This is a genomic window from Parahoeflea halophila, assembly GCF_900220985.1.
Taxonomy (GTDB): Bacteria; Pseudomonadota; Alphaproteobacteria; order Rhizobiales; family Rhizobiaceae; genus Hoeflea; species Hoeflea halophila.
In genome coordinates this window covers 399,989-418,076 of the sequence record NZ_OCPC01000004.1, presented here as the reverse complement: position 1 = coordinate 418,076, position 18,088 = coordinate 399,989, and the positions used below count along the sequence as shown (strand labels likewise).

Below are 18,088 nucleotides of genomic sequence, written 5' to 3'. Positions count from 1 at the left end.
TGCTCCCCGGCGCTCCAGTTTGATCAACCCGTAGACGGGGTCGAAGCGGCCCTTAACGGAACAGCGACAGGATGTTCTGCGAGCTGGAGTTGGCAATCGAGAGCGACTGGATGCCGAGCTGCTGCTGGGTCTGCAGGGCCTTCAGGCGGGTCGATTCCTCGTTCATGTCCGCATCAACCAGACGGCCGACCCCCTTGTCGATGGAGTCCATCAGATTGGAGACGAAGTCGTCCTGCATCGAGATGCGCTTGTTGACGGCACCAAGGTTCGATGCCGAGTCGGTCATCTGGGTCAGGATCGAGTCGACAACGCGGATCATGTCGTCGACCTGGGCATCGGTGGTGCTGTTTGTCAGCGCGATGGCCGTAGCGGAACCAGAAGTGGTCGCGGTGCCGTCGGCATCGATCAGGTAGTAGTTGGCAGCCGTACCGGTGCCATTCGGGTCGAGTGCGTCAGCATCGATGTCCTTGGTCAGGATGCCGAGGCTTTCGTTGGTGGTGCCGATCAGCGTGGTCGAGGTGGCGTTGACACTCAGCGTGGTCAGCGAGACCTTGCCGGTCGAGTCGCGGTTGAAACCACCGACGATTTCCTTGCTGCCAAGAGCTGTGGCGCCGTCGTTGTTGAGCCAGTTTTCACCGGAGAACGAAGCCGATTCGGAGATCGACGTGAGCTGGTTCTTCAGCTCGGTCAGTTCCTTGTCGATCTTGGTCTTGTCGACACCGGGCTCGCGGGCGGCAACCAGCTTGGCCTTGATCTCGGAGACCACGTCGATGGCGGAATTCATACCTGTGTAGGCAACGTCAACCTTGGCAGCGCCGAGGCCGAGAGCGTCCTGAACGGTGGAAAGTGCCTTGTTGTCGGACCGCATGGTGGTTGCGATCGACCAGTAGGCAGCATTGTCGGCAGCCGATTCAACGCGGTAACCGGAAGAGACGCGGTTCTGCGTGCTTTCCATGTCGGAGTTGATCGAACGAAGAGTGGCAAGTGCAGACATTGCTGCGGAGTTAGTCATGATGCTAGTCATGGGATTGTCCCCTTGGATTACGCGATACTGGTGAGGGACATACCGGGCTTATGAATTTACCGGTCATGCGGTGCGGCATCATGCCTGTTAGAGCCTTCCGACTTTGCAGAAGTGTTCTTTCCCGTCATGCTGGGTGCATAATCACAGCTCTTGCTTTCCAAGAGATTAATCGAAAATAGAAAAATTGAGGAATTTGTTATGGTTAACAGCTACTTAAGCAACAGACCAACACACCTCAACCAGGCGCGGTGAGGCCTAGTCAGAAATCCTGTCACGAAAAACGCCGGGGATTGCTCCCCGGCGTCCTTGAGTGTTCAACTCTGAAATCGAGCTTGAAGCGCGCCTTAACGGAACAGCGACAGCACGTTCTGCGAGCTGGAGTTGGCAATCGAGAGGGCCTGGATGCCGAGCTGCTGCTGGGTCTGCAGAGCCTTCAGGCGGGTCGATTCCTCGTTCATGTCCGCATCCACCAGACGGCCCACGCCCTTGCTGATGGAGTCCATCAGGTTGGAGACGAAATCGTCCTGCATCGAGACGCGCTTGTTGACGGCACCGAGGTTCGAGGCGGCATCGGTCATCTGCGTCAGGATCGAGTCGACAACGCGGATCATGTCGTCGACCTGGGCATCCGTGGTGGTGCTTGTCAGAGCGATTGATGTCGCGGAACCAGAGGTGGTTGCGGTGCCGTCTGCATCGATCAGGTAGTAGTTGGCAGCCGTACCGGTGCCATCCGGGTTGAGCGCGTCGGCGTCGATGTCCTTGGTCAGGATGCCGAGGCTTTCGTTGGTCGTGCCGATCAGCGTGGTCGAGGTAGCGTTGACACCCAGTGTGGTCAGGGTGACCTTGCCGGTCGAGTCACGGTTGAAACCTGCGACGATCTCCTTGGTGCCGGTCGCAGATGCGCCGGTGTTGTTGAGCCAGTTTTCACCCGAGAACGAGGCCGATTCGGAGATTGACGTGAGCTGGTTCTTCAGCTCGGTCAGTTCCTTGTCGATCTTGGTCTTGTCGACACCGGGCTCGCGGGCGGCAACCAGCTTGGCCTTGATTTCGGAGACCACGTCGATCGCCGAGTTCATACCGGTATAGGCAACGTCAACCTTGGCAGCGCCGAGGCCGAGAGCGTCCTGAACGGTGGAAAGTGCCTTGTTGTCCGAACGCATGGTGGTTGCGATCGACCAGTAGGCGGCATTGTCAGCGGCCGATTCAACGCGGTAACCGGAAGAGACGCGGTTCTGCGTGCTTTCCATGTCGTTGTTGATCGAACGCAGAGTGGCGAGTGCAGACATTGCTGCGGAGTTAGTCATGATGCTAGTCATGGGATTGTCCCTTAAAAACGCAATACAAAGAGGGACATACCGGATTCATGGTTTTACCGGTCATGCGGTGCGGCTTCATGCCTGTTAAAACCTTCCGACTTTGCAGAAGTGTTTCTTCCCGTCATGCAGGCACCATAATCCCAGCATTGGCTTTCGAAGAGATTAATCAAAAGCCAAAACTGATAGTTATCTCAAGATAGTTAACACCGGTTTAAAGGCGCAAGAATTGCGCTAACCATGTTTTGGGCCGCCGCGATATCCGGCAGCAGCCGCCGAAAGATCACTGGCGCAGGCCGATGACACTTGGACGATGATCAGATGAAAGAACGGACCAGACTTCCGACCATCAGGTTCCAGCCGTCGATGAGGACAAAGAACAAAATCTTGAAAGGCAGCGAAATAGCGGTCGGCGGCAGCATCATCATGCCCATCGACATGGTGATGGTGGCCACGACAAGATCGATCACCAAGAAGGGCAGAACAACGAGGAAGCCGATTTCAAAGCCGCGCCTGATTTCGGATATCATGAAAGCCGGCACCAGCACCCGCATGTCGATCTTGCCTTCGGATTCGGTCGACTGGCCACGCTCGTCGGCAATGTCGATGAACAGGTTCAGATCCTTGGGCCGCGTGTTGACAAGCATGAACTCGCGAAACGGGTCGGAAATAAAATCGATCGCCTCTGCTTCGGTGACCTGGTTCTCCAGAAGCGGGTTGATCCCCCTCTCCCAGGCCTGGTCGAAGGTCGGCGCCATGACGTAGAACGTCATGAACAGCGACAGGCTGACCAGAATCATGTTGGCGGGTGTTGTGGCCAGACCCATGCCCGACCGGAGAATGGCAAATGCGATGATGAACCGCGGAAAGCTGGTCACCATGATCAGGATGCCGGGCGCAACCGACAGAACGGTGAGCAGTCCGAAGGTGCGAATGATCCAGCTGGCAACGGACCCGTCGACCGGCGTCTGCAACACGTCGGGGTCTAAGATCTGGCCCTGGGCCGCCGTTGCAAATGCCATCATGGCTGCAAAGGCTGAGATAAATCGAATCATTCGATTACAAAAGTCCTCAGAAGGAGCTCGTTGACGCGGCCTTCCGACCGCAATTTCACGCGTTCACGCAGGTCTTCGCGCAAATACTGAAAGCCGCGCGGCCCCTCTATCTGCTGAAGCGATACAGTACGCAGATAGGCCAGGATATCCTGGTGGATCCGGTCGGCCAGCTCGTTGTCCGGCTGATCCGTGAACACAAGCGAGACCTCGACTCGAATCCAGTTGTCAGAAGGGTATGACAGATTTGTAGTGATCGGCTCAAGCGCGACCACGTTTTCACGGATGTCGGTTTCCGCCTGATCCCCTTCTTTTTCGTCCTTCTTGTCTGCTTCGGGAGCCTGCGCGGCCTCGGGCTGCTTGACCTGAGGCGCAATGATGCCTCCGACCACCCATCCGCCGCCTCCTGCGATCAGGCTGAGGACGAGGACAATGGCGATGGTGACGATGAGACCGGACTTTTTCCTGCCGCCGTCTTCTTCGAAGTCAGTTAATGCCATGGATCAGACCATCAAATCGGGGAGAGAATATCGACAAGCTGCTGACCAACAGGGGGCTGCTGGACTTCGGTGAGCCTGCCGCGCCCGCCATAGGAAACGCGCGCCTCGGCGATCTTGTCGTAAGCCACGGTGTTGTTGTGATCGACATCCAGAGGACGGACGATGCCGGCTACGTTGAGAATGCGGAGCTCATGGTTGACCCGCACCTCCTGGCTGCCGCTGATGACCAGATTGCCGTTCGGCAGGATTCCGGTCACGACGGCAGCGACCCGCAGCTGCAGCTTTTCCGAGCGCTCGGTCGTGCCTGTGCCCTTGGTCGAGGTGTCAGATCCGAAACTCAGATCGTTGGCACCGATCGACGAGACGATGGGAAGGTTCCAGCCTGCATTGATGCCGCTGGAATTCTTGCGGCTGCGGTCAGTGGCATTGTCGAAGCTGGCCTTGTCGTTGATCGCCAGGTCAACTGTGAGAATATCGCCGATGCTGACCGCGCGCGCATCCTGAAACAGTTTCGAGCGCCGGTCGTCCCAGAGAGAGAAACCGGCTGATTGCGCAGCCGGCTGCTTCGGATAGGCCGCCATCTGCGGAGTTTCGCCATAGGCGAGACCCGAGCCCACCGGGCTCATCGAGGGTGCCTGACCCACCTCTTTCAATGTCTGCGAACTGCATGCGCCGAGCGAGAGAGCAAGAGCGGTGACTGCGAAGGCCCTAATCATGATGGATCCTTGGGTTGCTCGGGGGCTGCTGCGGCGGCGATGATGGTTGTCAAGGCTGCTGCCTTCTTGGTGTCCATCTCGTTGAGTATCGAACTCGCCAGTCGCGGACTGAGTTTCATGACAATGGCTGCCGCGATACCCGGCTTGACAATTTCAAGCTGCGCAGCGGCGGAATCAGGCGCCATGTTCTTGTAGATTTCCACCAGCTGGGTGTCAGCGACCTGCATGAAGTCTTCCCGCTTCTTGAGCCACTCCTGATACTTGGCGGAGCCTTCCTCAAGCTGGCGCATGCGTTCATCGACTTCCGCCTGGAGCTCTTCGAGTTCCTTCTTTTGCAGCAGATAGCGCTGATCGCGCGCTGCATCGGCGATGTTGCCACAAAATGCGCGGATCTCGTCTTCAAGGCTTGGCGGCGGCGCCTGCTGCGCATGGGCGCCCGGAGCGATCATGCCCAGCATGAGGACCGCTGCAGCCCCTGCCCCACGCGACCATAAGCGCGAATGCTGTCTGTCTTTTCCGATCATTGCAGCACCAGTTCGGCATGCAGTGCCCCGGCGGACTTGATGCCCTGGAGAATGGCAATGATGCCGTCCGGCTTGACGCCAATGGAATTGAGGCCGGCGACCAGGGTTCTCAGATCCGGTCCATCGATTATGGCAACCTGGCCACCGTCGACGCCTGCCGTGATGTCGGTCAGGGGTTCAACGGCCGTCACGCCATCGGAGAACGGCAGCGGCTGCACCACAGTCGGGGTCTCGTTGATCTGAACGGTCAATGTGCCATGACTGACGGCGACCTTGGAAACGCGAACGTCGTTGCCGATCACGATCGTGCCTGTGCGCTCATTGACCACAACACGGGCCGGCGTGTCGGTTTCAACGACCAGCCCCTCGAGCTCTGCAGTCAGCCGGGCGAGGTCCGCGCGCGGGGGCTTGCGGACTGCGACCGTGGTGGAATCACGGGCCTCGGCGATGGCTGTTCCGTAGCGCGCTTCCGCAAACGCATTGATGACGTCGGCCATGCCAACGGCCGTGGTGAAATCGGGGTTTCTGAGCTGGTAGACCAGTCCGTCGACCTGCTTGAAACTGGCCGGGATTTCGCGCTCAATGATGGCGCCGCCGGGCAAACGGCCGGCAGTGGCAGTACCTTGCTGCAACGTAGCCGCGTCTCCCTCGGCATTGAAGGCCGAGACGATTACCGGGCCTTGTGCCACGGCATAGATCTGGCCATCGGCACCCGACATCGACGTCATGACAAGCGTACCGCCGCGCAGCGAGGTGGCGTCGCCCAGCGACGATACGCTGACATCGATGCGCGAACCGAGACTTGCGAAGGGTGGCAGGTTGGCGGTGACGATCACCGCAGCGACATTGTTGACCCGCGAGGCGCCGCCCTCGGTGGAGATCCCGAGGTTTTGCAGCATCGCTCGGAGTGACTGCTCGGTGAAGGGCGAATTGCGCAAGCCGTCCCCGGTTCCCTGCAATCCGACAACGAGTCCGTATCCGATCAGCTGGTTGTCCCGTGCCGCCTGCAAGGAAGCAATGTCCTTGATGCGCGAGGACGCACCTGCAGGGCGGATGAAGCTCATGCCGGCGCCGGACGCAAAAGCATCCACAGACCCCTGGCCAGGCCCCATGGCGGGACCCGGTTCCGAGCCGGACAGACAGATCATGGCAGCCCAGATACCGGCGATTTTGGCGAGTTTGCGGATCATTTCGCAGCCACCTGTATGCTGCCGTTCTCCATCACCGTTCCAGAAATGATGATGCCGGATTCGATGTTTCGGACACGGATAAAATCGCCGATGGCGGCGTTTTCAAGCGGCGTTCCCGTCGCGGTGATGGTCAGGCCGTTGCCGGTAAAGACGATCGGAACCGTCTTGCCACGTTCCACGGCCCAGGAATCACGCAATGCCGCGACCGGTATGGTCCGGCCCGGCAACAGCGTGCGGGTTGTCACCTTGCCCACGACCTCGCTGGTCACTTCGGCATAACCGCCCCGGAGATTTGGGTTGGTCACCTCGACCTCGCGGACCAGCTCTTCCACCAGTTCCTCACCGGGGTAGATGGTCCGTTCAGGCACGACTGCGGTTCCGCGTCCTGCGTGCGCCATGGAACTGGCGCACAGCAGAGCGAGCATGACAAGAGCCGCGCGAACGAGACCTTGCAAAGGCAATGTGGGGCGAAACGTCATGTCTGCCTTTTCCTTGTGTAACCTAGAGGTTCTGCGAGACGACGGACGCCATTTCATCCGCCGCCTGGATGATCTTGGAATTCATTTCATAAGCACGCTGGGCGGAGATCAGGTCGGTGATTTCCTTGACCGGATCAACATTGGATGCTTCCAGATATCCCTGCTGCACATGGGCGAAGCCAGGATCGGCAGGGACGCCGACGATAGCCGGGCCAGAAGCCACGGTTTCGCGGAACAGATTGTCGCCGAGCGGCTCTAGACCTGCTTCATTGACAAAATTCGCCAGGGTCAGCTGGCCCAGGTCCTGCAGTTCAACATCGTCACCGATACGGGCGAGAATCTGGCCGGTCCGGGAGATCTGAACTTCACTGGTTTCGTCCGGGAAGGTAATGCCGGGAACGACCACGTAACCGTCGATGGTCACCAGCTGGCCTTCGGCATTGGTGTTGAAGGCGCCGGCGCGTGAGTACTGGGTTTCACCATCCGGGGTTTCGACCTGGAACCAGCCGCGACCGACAAGTGCCAGGTCGAGCTTGTTGGAGGTGCCTACCAGGCTGCCCTGGATGTGCAGGTTACGGACCGCGGAGGTCTGAACGCCAAGACCGATATGCGCGCCTTCTGGGACAATCGCCTGGTTGGAAGCGTTGGGAACGCCCGAATTGCGCTCAACCTGATAAAGCAGGTCGGAGAATTCGGCGCGGGCTCTCTTGAAACCCGTGGTGTTGATGTTCGCCACGTTGTTGGCGATCACTTCGAGATTAAGCTGCTGGGCATTCATACCGGTAGCTGCGATGGCCAAAGCCTTCATGGCATATTCCTCAGATTTGCATACGTGCGATTTCGAGATAAGCAGTGACCATCTTGTCGCGAATTGCGACTGCGGTCTGCAGCGACTGTTCGGCCGCCATGATGGCGTCGACGACTTCACGGGTTGGCACTTCGCCCTTGATGGCGGCGAATGACTTGCCTTCGGCTGTTTTGAGATTGTCGACGACACCCTCACCCATGGTCTTCAGCGTTTCCGCAAACGAGCCTGGTGATTGTGCACCGGACACCGCCGGCATGGTTGGCATTGCAGCAGCGCCCGCCATGTCGGTCTCACGCGGACCAGCAATGCCCGACAGGCCTGACAGGCCGGAGATCTTGTCAATCATTGGCCGGACCTCAGCAGTTCAATAGTCATGGAAACCAGTTCCCTTGTTTGTTTCACGGTCTGTAGGTTGGCTTCATAGGTGCGATTTGCCTCACGCATGTCCGCCAGTTCGACCAGCACGTTGACGTTGGGACGCTTCACCATGCCATTCTTGTCGGCCGCAGGATTGCCCGGGTCGTATTCGATGACGAACTGGCTCGGGTCGGTATCGATCTTGGCGACTTCGGCCCGCGTCGCACCGGTGGCGCGGTCAAGCTCCCAGGAAAAGCTGATCGTCTTGCGGCGATAGGCGTCCTCACCCGGCGTGTTGCCGGTCGACTGCGAGTTGGCAAGGTTTTCCGAAAGAATGCGCATCCGGGTTTCCTGAACAGTCAGGCCGGAGGAAGCGATGCGGGAGGCGAGAGTAAGTGGATCAACCGGCATGATCAGCGCCTCACGGTCAGAAGCATCATGCGGTGAAAGGCCGTCACCATTCCAGTGTTGAGTTCGTACATGCGTTTGATCTCTCCGGTCTTGCTCATTTCCTCAGGCAGGTTGACCGAGTTGCCCGACGGCTGCACGTCGACATCGCCGAAGCTGCCGGTACGTACTGCGCCGCGCATCGGGTCTTCCTGGATGTGGCCGGGTTGCGTTGCCGCCATGCGGACTGGCTTCTGCGTCTGGTCGAGAACGGCTTCAAAGGCTGCGACTTCCCGGACCGCGTAGCCGGGCGTATTGGCGTTCGCGACGTTTCCGGCAACCACAGTCTGACGCACGGTCAGCCAGTGCGATTGCTTGGATGCCAGTTCGAAAAGCTGAATCGGCTGCATGGAATTTCCCTGTCCTTAACAAGCCCAGAGAATAGGCGGCTAATCTTGCGTGTGCCTTACGGGAAATTAACCATTCGGTAAGCTTCGGGACCGGGCCTTTACTTGCCGGGCAGAGGATGGTCCAGGGGTCGGGGTCGGGGTCGGGGTCGGGGTCTGCAACCTCGACCACGCAGACCAGGCCGCGATTTTATGGCGCCTGTGACACAACAGTCCGGGCATGCGACCAGCTGCAGCGCAGCAGGCAGAATCCGCAGGGCTTTATTACCCTGACCGAACCGCGTGAGACCCGTCGAAAACCGGCCTCACGCCGGGAAAATCCCTTGCCTGTGCAATTGGCTCAGCGCTGAATGACTTCACCGTTGGAGGTGATGATGACCCACTGGCCGTCGCGCTTTTCCAGTGTCGCAAGACGGGAATTGTCCGGCAGAACCGACCCGATGCGCACGATGTACATGCCCGACTGATCTTCGATCAGCGCACGACCATTGGCAACGTGCAAGAGCTTGTAACGCGGCTTGCCGGGAAAGCTCTTGTTGGGGTCGACGCTGACGAGAGGTGCAGGACCATTGGCTTCGTCACCAAGGTTCGAGACGGTCGCCGTGGTGATCGGGTCAAAGGCCGATGGCCCGGCGGCACCGTCCTTTTCATCGGGTATGGCCAGGGGTGACACGTTGACCAGGGAACGGCCGCCGATTTCAGGCAGATCACGCGTTTGCGAATACCCCATGGGAGCAATGCCGAAATTTTCCTGATTGAAGAACACGTACCAGGGAAAGAACGCTGCCGCCGTGGCCAGCATGAACCCGGCAACGGCCACCAGCCGGTCGCCGGTGCGCCATCTCGAAGCTTTGCTGACCGCAGCATTTTTCTGATCCTCGATCTCACCGGTGCCAATTTCGGCGGTAGTCGCTTCAGTCACGGTTTCGTCCTTTCCTTGGCGGGCGAGGAAGCGGGCAGGCCTGCCGCGGTCTTCATCGCATCCGCGAGTTCAGCAAATGCATCGGCGCTTGGCGGCTGTTCCGGCGTCTGACGCAACGTCTCGTAGATGACCGGCGTTTGCTTGATCGCCATTTCCAGTTCCGCGTCGGTGCCTGGCCGGTACCCGCCGATCAGCCGCAAGTCGCGGGTTTCCTCGTAGCGATGGATCAGTGCCTTGATGCGCATGACCAGCTTCTCCTCGTCACCGCGCCAAGCCTTGCGGGCCAAGCGCGAAATCGAGGTCAGCGGATTGACCGGCGGGTAGCGCCCCTCATCGGCAAGCGCCCGGTCGAGCACGAGATGACCATCGAGAATACCGCGGGCGGAGTCGGCCACGGGATCATTGTGGTTATCGCCGTCAACCAGAATCGACACGATCGCGGTGATTGCGCCAGCGCCTTCCGGTCCGGGACCAGCCCGTTCAAGCAGGCCCGGCAAGGCCGTGAACACCGATGCCGGGTAACCGCGGGCAACCGGCGGCTCTCCGGCAGCCATACCGATCTCGCGCAACGCATGGGCATAGCGGGTCAGGCTGTCGACGATCAGCAGCACGTTCTCGCCTTCATCCCTGAAATGTTCGGCAATGGCCATGGCCGTCAACGGCGCCATCTTGCGCTGCATCGGGCTTTCGTCGCTGGTGGCAACCACCGCAACAGTCTTGGCCATGTTGGGGCCGAGCGTATCCTCGATGAATTCGCGGACTTCGCGACCACGTTCCCCGACGAGGGCGACCACAGCACGGTCGAAGTCCGCAGCCTTGGCGAACATCGAAAGCAGGGTCGATTTGCCGACGCCCGAACCAGCGAAGACCCCCAGACGCTGTCCCTGACACAGCGGCGTGAAAACATCGACGACCCGTATTCCGGTCTTGAGCGGCTTGTTCACCCGCTGCCGCAGCATCGACGCCGGCGCAGCGCCGGTCACCGGACGCCGTCGCGGGCCTTGCCGAAGCGGGCCGAGCCCATCGACCGGATTGCCGAGCGCGTTGATTGTCCGTCCGCACCAGCTCTGGTCGGGTGACAGGCGGAATGGCCCGCGGCGCCACACTCTCTCGCCGATATTGGCCTGGGATGCTCCGTCTACCGGACAGGCTATCAGTTCATTCGGTCCAAGGCTCACCACTTCGGCGAGCCTGGCCACGCCACCCTGACGAAAAGTCAGAAAATCTCCGATGCGGGCATGCCGTGACAAGCCGGCGACCCCGTAATGACCGGGTGCGACGGAGGTTACTGTCCCCGAAATGTCGAACGCGCCTTCCGGATGGGAAAAGGCGCGCACGTTTTGGGCTAGCCGGGCCAGCCGTTCGCGGCCGCTCATGATGCGCCAAGCTCCGGTATGATCAGAAGGTCATCCAGCAGATTTGCGATCGAACTCATCGGCCGCTGCCCAAGGTCCGGATCGCTTCCTTGAATACGTCTTCGGTCGACTGTGTCATCGCCGAGACATTTTCGAAGGCCCGCGAAATCATGATCAGACGGCTCATCTCGGCCAACGCATTGACGTTGGAATTCTCGACATAGCCCTGAACCAGGCCGGCATTGTCGGCATCAAGCACCGGCTCCGGCGGGATGGTCGGGACAATGCCCAGCGAAGCCTTGCGGGTGAAGCCATCCCTGAAATCCGCCGAGAACAAACCGATGGCACCGCGCCGGAAACCGTCCTGGGTCAGACCACCGTCCCGTCCGGCCTTGGGTGCCTCGCCATCGGGATCGAGTTCGATCGGTGCCTCGCCCGGATCCAGCACGGGATATCCATCCACATTAACCAGCTGGCCGGTGGCGGTGAGTGTGAAGCGGCCATCGCGGGTCAACATCTTGCCGGTCGGCGTTTCGATCATGAACCAGGCGTCACCACGGATTGCAAAATCAAGCGCGCTGCCGGTGCCTTTCAGGCCTCCATTGGCGGTTGAGAGGTAGTCCTGCCCTTCGTCGACGAAGGAGACATCGGTGGAACCGGTGTTGGCCAGAACCTCGTTGAACTTGACTTCCGTTGCCCGGAAACCTGCCGTGTTGGCGTTGGCGACATTGTCGGCCAGGGTGGTAAGACGGCGTTCAAGCGCAATCTGCGACGATAGCGAAACGTAGAGCGAACTCTGCATCAGCGCCCCCCAAGTTTGAGATTGTTGATCGAGAGCATCAGTTCCGGCGAGATGCCAAAGCCGGTCGATGATCCCAGAAGTAGGCTCGAACTGGCAGACCCGCCTGACGGGTTTTCGAGCTCCCAAAGTGCGGTGAACCGCTGCATGAAAAGGTTGAGCTTCTCGGAATCCTTGAAGTCCTCGAGGTCGAGACGAGATTTGAGCAGATCCGCCTGTTTGTCGATATCGGACGCGGCGACCTCGGCAGGAATGCCGAGTGCGGTCCGCACAACCTCATACAGCGCGGTGTCAGCGAGAATACCATAGACAGAGTCGACCTCGGGGATCGTGCGCTCGAAATAGAGCGCCAGACGCACGCCGGTATTGTCGACGCCGGCTTCTTCTTCCAGCGACAGCCGGTGGTACTTGTCAACGGTGCCTTGCTGCGCCTTGGTGAAGATGGTTGCCGTTTCACCATGACGGGCGAAATTGTAGGTCTCGGCGAATTCCTTGTATTTGGAATCTGCAAGCTGGTTGGCGAAGGCATCCTCGTTGTCGATACCTTCCGTCAGCACCTTACGCATGAAGGCCTTGGCATAGTTCATGTCTTCAAGACCATGCGCCTTCATGGCGTAGTTGAAGAGGCGCGTATCGGCCATGAACTCGTCAACGGACTTGATCTCGGAAATCCGCTCTAGATAATACTCGCTTTCACGCGCTATCTGGGGCTGGCTGGCAATCCGCTCTATGGATCGCGGTAGATTCTGAGCTATGAGATTGTAGCTGGTGTATGTCGATGTCACCGGATGACCCCTCTTGTTGTCGAGGGCGCATCGCGCGGTTGTCTAACCCGCACAGTCCCCACAAGCCCGTCCCGGATTAGGCCACCTTGCTTGTGCGAAGCTGAAGATTACCTGAACACTGTTCATCGAGCCGGTAGATTCAGCTTCACACAAGGCTCAAGCCGTAGTGATTGTTTTGCATGTCATTTATCGCGGCGGGGCACCATGAACATCATTATTGGTTTTGTTATCACCATCGGCTGTGTGCTCGGCGGCTACATGGCGATGGGCGGGCACATCGAAGTGCTCAACCAGCCCTTCGAGCTCGTCATCATCGGTGGCGCTGCGATCGGCGGCTTCATCATGACGAACCCGGTAAAGACCATCAAAGACACGATCTCCGCTCTGGGCGAAGCCTTCAAGGGCAAAGTTCCCAAGGAGCGCGAATATCTCGACACGCTAAGCATTCTCTATTCGCTTATGCGCGACCTGCGCACCAAGAGCCGCAACGAGATTGAAAGCCACATCGACAATCCCGAAGATTCCGACCTGTTCCTTTCCGCCCCGACCGTGCTGAAGAACAAGGAGCTGACTTCGTTCATCTGCGACTATGTGCGGCTTATCATTATCGGCAATGCCCGCCCGCATGAGATCGAAGCGCTGATGGATGAGGAAATCCAGACCATCGCGCAGGACCGTCTGAAATCCTACCATGCCTTGAGCACCATGTCGGACGCCTGCCCGGCAATCGGCATTATTGCTGCGGTTCTGGGCGTGATCAAAGCGATGGGCGCGATCAATGAATCGCCGGCTGTCCTGGGCGGGCTTATCGGCGCCGCTCTGGTGGGAACCATGCTCGGAATTTTCCTTTCCTACTGCGTATTCAGCCCGATCGCCACGAACGTGAAGATCGTGCGCACCAAGCAGAACCGGCTCTACACGATCGTCAAGCAGACACTGCTGGCCTACATGAACGGTTCGGTTCCGCAGGTCGCCCTTGAGCACGGCCGCAAGACCATTTCTTCCTACGAGCGTCCTTCCATCGATGCCGTCGAGCAGGAAATGATGAATCCTGGCAGCGGCAGCGACGCAAAGGCGGCCTGATCTGATGAGTGTTGCAAGCGAAAAACAGATCTATTCCAGCCGGCAGGTATTTGATCCGGACCTTCTGGACCGGATGATCGGCGTCAAGGGGAACGTCGCCGACATCGAGGCACGAAGCCAGACCCTGCTCGGCGCCCTTTGCCCGGCTCTCTCGACAACGTTCCTGAGCGCGACCGGCGTCACAATCGATGCCCGGCCCGGCGACATCAGGCTGGGCAGGCGGCGCGAATTGCTCACGGAGCTCTCCGGCGATACCGTGTATTGCGAAGCAACGATCGCCAACTGGTCAACGGACATCTGCAGCCTGTGCGGCACCAAGCTGATCATCGGTATGGTCGAGTGCCTGCTGGGCGGCTCCGACCCTGACGAGCTCAATGTCGTAGCCCGGCCACTTTCGGGTATCGAACTCGACATGTCGCTGGTGGTCTTCGAACAACTCAATGACAGCCTCCGGAGCCTGGTCGCGAGCAAACAAGACGCCAAGGCACGAGCGAAAAACCCGCAGCCCGAGCATCCCGAGGCGGAAGACGACCCGATTGCCGATTTCCACGCGGTGGCCATAACACTGGATATCGAATTCGGTTCGGTGGCTGCCCCGCTAACGCTGATCCTCCCGCAATCGGTTCTGCTCAAGACCAAGATCAACCCGGCCAAGCTCGACAAGAAGTCGGATCCCAAAAAGGGTGAATGGACGGAACGGTTGAGCGACCGCGTATCCAAATCGCAGATCAGCTTGCAGGCAGCCGTGGCCCTGCAGCCGCTGGCGCTGGGCGATGTCAGTCGTTTGCAGCCCGGTGACCTGCTGGCTTTCGCCCACAATGGCGATATCGAGGTGACCCTGAGCGCAAACGGACAACCGCTGTACACCTGTGCTCTGGGCCGGGCCGGCTCCCGTTACATGGTCAAGGTGGAAGGCCAGGCGGGACCAGACGAAAACTGGAAAACCGATTTTAAATGAGATGACGCCCCGCGAGCCGCATGACAGGCTCGGGGCAAGCTTCAGACGGGATAAAGCTACATGGCTAGCGAAAAAGCACTTGATGGCATTGAAGATCTTACGGCGCAGGACGACAGCGCGATTGATGAAGCCGTGGGTGGCCTTCGCGACGTATTGAAAAAAGATTCCGGCATGGCGCCGGATCACACTGAAGAAAGCGTGGATGGTATGGGTGGCGCAGCAGCCTTTGGTTCCGATTTTGGCGCAGACTTCGAAGATGACACTGCAGCCGACGATCCCTTCAACATCGGCGACGCCACAGCGGATACATCCGACTTTGGCGCCGTCGGCCTGGATGCACCTGGTCTGGGCGACGACTTCGGCGGAGCGCCGGATCTCTCCGATCCCGGCCTTGGCGGTGCAGGTGCCGGCACGTCACTCGTTCAGGATTTCGGGGCGTCGCCTTCGGCCAACCCCGGCGTCAAGATCGGCGCGAGCGGCAGCACAAACCGGGTGGACCTGGTTCTCGGAATCCCGATTGACGTACAGATCATCCTGGGTTCCAGCCGCATGGCAGTCTCCAGCCTGATGAACCTGTCGGAAGGCGCAACAATCGCGCTGGACCGGAAAATCGGCGAACCTGTGGATATCATGGTCAACGGCAAGCTTATTGGCCGCGGAGAGATTACAGTTCTCGAAACCGACGACACCAAATTTGCTGTCAAGATAATCGAAGTCATCGGCGAACCGCAGAAGAAGTCGAACTAACATGACCAGCTATGATGAGTTCACCCCCGAAAGCACCGAAGTCGGCACAGTCCTGACGCCGTCTGAAAAGGCTGCAGCCGTGCTGCTCGCAATGGGCAAACCGGTGGCGGGTAAGCTGCTGAAATTCTTCGAGCACGAAGAACTGCAGGAAATCATCAAGAATGCCCAGAACCTGCGCACTATCAAGCCGCAGGAACTTGAAGACCTGGTCAACGAATTCGAAGACCTGTTCAGCGAAGGCGCCGGCCTGATGGACAACGCCAAGGCAATGGAAGGCATCCTCGAGGAAGGCCTGACGCCGGACGAAGTCGATGGCTTGCTCGGACGCCGCACCCAGTTTGCCACTTACGAGACATCGATCTGGGACCGGCTGCAGGATTCCGATCCCGACCGTGTCGGCAAGTTCCTGGAAAGCGAGCATCCGCAGACCGCGGCCTATATTGTTTCAATGCTGCCGACGGCCTTTGCCGGCCGGACCCTGATGAAGCTTCCCGAAAAAGTCCGGGTCGACATCGTCCGGCGTGCTGTCGACCTGAAAAACGTCAATCCGCGGGCAGCGGACATCATCGAGGCCCGAGTGAGGGATCTCGTCAACGCTATCGAGGAAGAAAAGGCCAGCACCGGTTCGGTCAAGGTGGCCGAGATCATGAACGAGCTCTCCAAGCCCGACGTGGAATCACTGCTGGGAGCACTAGAGACCGTTTCCAAGTCTGCCGTGGAGAAAGTGCGGCCACGGATCTTCCTGTTCGATGACATCCTGATGATGCCTCAGCGCAGCCGCGTTACCCTGTTCAACGATATCTCGGGCGACATCATCACCACAGCCCTGCGTGGTGCTGATCCGACACTGACGGAGGCGGTCCTGTCTGCTATCGGCGCTCGCCAGCGTCGCATGATCGAATCGGACCTATCTGCCGGTACTGCTGGCGTCAGCACACGGGAAATCGCTGTCGCACGGCGTAGCATTGCCCAGGAGGCTATCAGGCTTGCCGGGTTGGACCAGTTGACGTTGCGTGAAGACGCACCTGCTGAAGCTGCATGAGCCTGAGCTGACATGGCTGAAGGCGAAGATAAAGACAGCAAAACAGAAGAACCAACAGAGAAAAAGATCCGGGACGCGGTCGACAAGGGCAATGTACCCTTTAGCCGCGAAGTCCCGATCTTCGCGTCGACGCTCGGAATGCTTGTCTTCCTTGTGTTTTTTCTGCCTAACAGCGTGGGACACTTCACAGAAACATTGCGGGATCTGTTCGAGCAATCGGACGGGTGGCGGCTCAACAATGGTGGCGATGCTGTCGCCCTGTTCCAGCTTCTGTTCTGGGAGGCGAGCGGTATCCTGCTGCCAGCCTTCGCGCTTCTGATGGGCTTTGGTATTTCGGCTTCGGTTTTGCAGAACATGCCAAGCCCGGTCCTCGACCGCATCCAGCCCAAGCTCGAGCGCATCTCGATCATCAAGGGCTTCGGACGGATCTACGGCGCCAAGGGGTTTGTCGAGTTCGGCAAGAACATTTTCAAGATTGCCGCCGTTTCCATGATCGTCGCAGTCGTGATGCAGACGGAGTATTTCCGTTCGCTCGACTTCATGTTCATGGATCCGACGCTTGTGGCGCCGGATATGGCGCGGATGGCCGGCAAGGTCATTGTTGTGGTGCTGATCTGTACGGCGACACTTGCGGTCGTCGACCTGTTGTGGACCCGCTACAGCTGGCACCAGGACCTGAGAATGAGCAAGCAGGACATCAAGGACGAACTAAAGCAGTCCGACGGTGACCCGATCATCAAGGCCCGTCAGCGCTCGCTTGCCCGGGACCGGGCGCGCCGCCGGATGATTTCGGAAGTACCGCGGGCGACACTGGTGATTGCCAACCCGACCCACTTTGCCGTTGCGCTTCGCTATGTGCGCGAAGAAGGCGGCGCGCCGATCGTGATCGCCAAGGGCCAGGACCTTATCGCACTGAAGATTCGTGAAGTGGCTGAAGCCAACGGTATTCCGGTCTTCGAAGACCCGCCGTTAGCCCGCTCCATTTTTGCACAAGTCTCAGTGGATAACTTCATTCCGCCAGTATTCTACAAGGCTGTAGCCGAGTTGGTGCATAAGATTTACTCGACCAAACAGAATTCCAGAACTCCGGATGCGCGATCATGAAGCAGAATCCATTCTCCGCCGAGCAGGAAAAGATCATCGCGGATGCGATCTGCACGGTCGCGAGCGAACTCCGCCTGATCGATGTGGCGGATCTCATTTCCATGCTGCGGTTCGAACGGCATGGAGACCTGGCTGACCTGGTTGCATCAGCCGCGGAAATGTATTTCCTCCCCGGCACCATCAAGCTCGGTATCGGCGGCGACTATTATCTCGACTGGGGTGGGCAGCCGCGTGTGGTGCTGGACCTCGAAATCCGCCCGCAGAACGTCACTATCTACGCCCGACTGGTTCTGGAACAGGATTGCGGCGGCATTGAAATCAACCACATCGATTTCGACGAGCCGCTGGAAAACCCCGAGGACAACACGCTATTGCTGGCTGAAAGCCTGCGCGCAGCAGCCTTTCGTCCGTTCGTGTCTGCTGTCCACATCACTCCTCCGGCCGCCTGACTCGGTTCTGGTGTCCTCCGAGCCGGTTTCCAGCAAACGTAGAAGCTGTCGGCCGGCCGCGTAACCGTTCGACAAATGCCAGCATGT

22 protein-coding genes are annotated in these 18,088 nt (G+C 59.0%); 6 read left to right on the top strand and 16 right to left on the bottom strand.

The window, feature by feature from the left end; genetic code table 11:
- Positions 1 to 52: 52 nt before the first annotated feature.
- From CRO46_RS15285 to CRO46_RS15210, 16 genes are all read right to left on the bottom strand, one after another.
- Positions 53 to 1,024: a flagellin N-terminal helical domain-containing protein gene (locus CRO46_RS15285; RefSeq protein WP_097108632.1), complete on the bottom strand. Its 972-nt coding sequence runs from the start codon at positions 1,022 to 1,024 to the stop codon at positions 53 to 55.
- A gap of 344 nt (positions 1,025 to 1,368) precedes the next feature.
- The gene (locus CRO46_RS15280; RefSeq protein WP_097108631.1) at positions 1,369 to 2,340 is read right to left on the bottom strand and encodes a flagellin N-terminal helical domain-containing protein; all 972 of its coding nucleotides are present in this window, start codon (positions 2,338 to 2,340) and stop codon (positions 1,369 to 1,371) included.
- A 314-nt stretch (positions 2,341 to 2,654) separates the two neighbouring features.
- Entirely contained in the window at positions 2,655 to 3,392 is a 738-nt protein-coding gene (gene fliP, locus CRO46_RS15275; protein ID WP_097108630.1) for a flagellar type III secretion system pore protein FliP, read from the bottom strand.
- On the bottom strand, positions 3,389 to 3,889 hold the full coding sequence (locus tag CRO46_RS15270; protein ID WP_097108629.1) for a flagellar basal body-associated FliL family protein: 501 nt from the start codon (positions 3,887 to 3,889) through the stop codon (positions 3,389 to 3,391). Before CRO46_RS15270 ends, fliP begins: the two co-directional genes overlap by 4 nt.
- An 11-nt stretch (positions 3,890 to 3,900) precedes the next feature.
- Positions 3,901 to 4,608, bottom strand: coding sequence for a flagellar basal body L-ring protein FlgH (gene flgH / locus CRO46_RS15265; RefSeq protein ID WP_425479289.1), 708 nt, complete (start codon positions 4,606 to 4,608; stop codon positions 3,901 to 3,903).
- On the bottom strand, positions 4,602 to 5,129 hold the full coding sequence (locus CRO46_RS15260; protein WP_097108627.1) for a MotE family protein: 528 nt from the start codon (positions 5,127 to 5,129) through the stop codon (positions 4,602 to 4,604). Before CRO46_RS15260 ends, flgH begins: the two co-directional genes overlap by 7 nt.
- Positions 5,126 to 6,241: a flagellar basal body P-ring protein FlgI gene (locus tag CRO46_RS15255; RefSeq protein WP_179759084.1), complete on the bottom strand. Its 1,116-nt coding sequence runs from the start codon at positions 6,239 to 6,241 to the stop codon at positions 5,126 to 5,128. Before CRO46_RS15255 ends, CRO46_RS15260 begins: the two co-directional genes overlap by 4 nt.
- A 74-nt stretch (positions 6,242 to 6,315) precedes the next feature.
- Positions 6,316 to 6,798 carry a flagellar basal body P-ring formation chaperone FlgA gene (flgA, locus tag CRO46_RS15250; RefSeq protein ID WP_097108626.1) on the bottom strand — a complete coding sequence of 161 codons (483 nt, stop codon included), beginning with the start codon at positions 6,796 to 6,798 and terminating at the stop codon, positions 6,316 to 6,318.
- A gap of 22 nt (positions 6,799 to 6,820) precedes the next feature.
- Entirely contained in the window at positions 6,821 to 7,606 is a 786-nt protein-coding gene (flgG, locus tag CRO46_RS15245; RefSeq protein WP_097108625.1) for a flagellar basal-body rod protein FlgG, read from the bottom strand.
- Positions 7,607 to 7,616: 10 nt separating this feature from the next.
- Positions 7,617 to 7,952, bottom strand: a complete 336-nt coding sequence (fliE, locus tag CRO46_RS15240; RefSeq protein ID WP_097108624.1) for a flagellar hook-basal body complex protein FliE — start codon at positions 7,950 to 7,952, stop codon at positions 7,617 to 7,619.
- Positions 7,949 to 8,374 (bottom strand): flagellar basal body rod protein FlgC, encoded by a 426-nt coding sequence (gene flgC, locus CRO46_RS15235; protein WP_097108623.1) that lies wholly within the window; start codon positions 8,372 to 8,374, stop codon positions 7,949 to 7,951. Before flgC ends, fliE begins: the two co-directional genes overlap by 4 nt.
- Positions 8,375 to 8,376: 2 nt before the next feature.
- Positions 8,377 to 8,760: a flagellar basal body rod protein FlgB gene (flgB, locus tag CRO46_RS15230; RefSeq protein ID WP_097108622.1), complete on the bottom strand. Its 384-nt coding sequence runs from the start codon at positions 8,758 to 8,760 to the stop codon at positions 8,377 to 8,379.
- A 337-nt stretch (positions 8,761 to 9,097) separates the two neighbouring features.
- The gene (locus CRO46_RS15225; protein WP_244577913.1) at positions 9,098 to 9,679 is read right to left on the bottom strand and encodes a flagellar protein; all 582 of its coding nucleotides are present in this window, start codon (positions 9,677 to 9,679) and stop codon (positions 9,098 to 9,100) included.
- Positions 9,676 to 11,055, bottom strand: coding sequence for a flagellar protein export ATPase FliI (gene fliI / locus CRO46_RS15220; protein WP_097108621.1), 1,380 nt, complete (start codon positions 11,053 to 11,055; stop codon positions 9,676 to 9,678). Before fliI ends, CRO46_RS15225 begins: the two co-directional genes overlap by 4 nt.
- Before the next feature lie 55 nt (positions 11,056 to 11,110).
- The gene (gene flgF, locus CRO46_RS15215) at positions 11,111 to 11,836 is read right to left on the bottom strand and encodes a flagellar basal-body rod protein FlgF (protein ID WP_097108620.1); all 726 of its coding nucleotides are present in this window, start codon (positions 11,834 to 11,836) and stop codon (positions 11,111 to 11,113) included.
- Complete coding sequence (locus CRO46_RS15210; RefSeq protein WP_097108619.1) at positions 11,836 to 12,618, bottom strand: DUF1217 domain-containing protein; 783 nt, start codon at positions 12,616 to 12,618, stop codon at positions 11,836 to 11,838. The genes flgF and CRO46_RS15210 overlap by 1 nt, the downstream gene beginning before the upstream one ends.
- A 204-nt stretch (positions 12,619 to 12,822) precedes the next feature.
- On the opposite strand from CRO46_RS15210, the gene motA reads away from it, so the two are divergent.
- Genes motA through CRO46_RS15180 form a run of 6 tightly spaced genes read left to right on the top strand, consistent with a single transcriptional unit; the run spans position 12,823 to position 18,001 of the window.
- Positions 12,823 to 13,701, top strand: a complete 879-nt coding sequence (gene motA / locus CRO46_RS15205) for a flagellar motor stator protein MotA (protein WP_097108618.1) — start codon at positions 12,823 to 12,825, stop codon at positions 13,699 to 13,701.
- 4 nt (positions 13,702 to 13,705) lie between these two features.
- Positions 13,706 to 14,659, top strand: coding sequence for a FliM/FliN family flagellar motor switch protein (locus tag CRO46_RS15200; RefSeq protein WP_097108617.1), 954 nt, complete (start codon positions 13,706 to 13,708; stop codon positions 14,657 to 14,659).
- A 60-nt stretch (positions 14,660 to 14,719) separates the two neighbouring features.
- A complete protein-coding gene (gene fliN, locus CRO46_RS15195) occupies positions 14,720 to 15,406 on the top strand; it encodes a flagellar motor switch protein FliN (protein WP_097108616.1) in 687 nt (228 codons plus the stop codon).
- A 1-nt stretch (position 15,407) separates the two neighbouring features.
- The gene (locus CRO46_RS15190; protein WP_097108615.1) at positions 15,408 to 16,448 is read left to right on the top strand and encodes a flagellar motor switch protein FliG; all 1,041 of its coding nucleotides are present in this window, start codon (positions 15,408 to 15,410) and stop codon (positions 16,446 to 16,448) included.
- Positions 16,449 to 16,460: 12 nt separating this feature from the next.
- Positions 16,461 to 17,552 (top strand): flagellar biosynthesis protein FlhB, encoded by a 1,092-nt coding sequence (flhB, locus tag CRO46_RS15185; protein ID WP_097108614.1) that lies wholly within the window; start codon positions 16,461 to 16,463, stop codon positions 17,550 to 17,552.
- Complete coding sequence (locus CRO46_RS15180; RefSeq protein WP_097108613.1) at positions 17,549 to 18,001, top strand: hypothetical protein; 453 nt, start codon at positions 17,549 to 17,551, stop codon at positions 17,999 to 18,001. Before flhB ends, CRO46_RS15180 begins: the two co-directional genes overlap by 4 nt.
- Positions 18,002 to 18,088 lie beyond the last annotated feature (87 nt).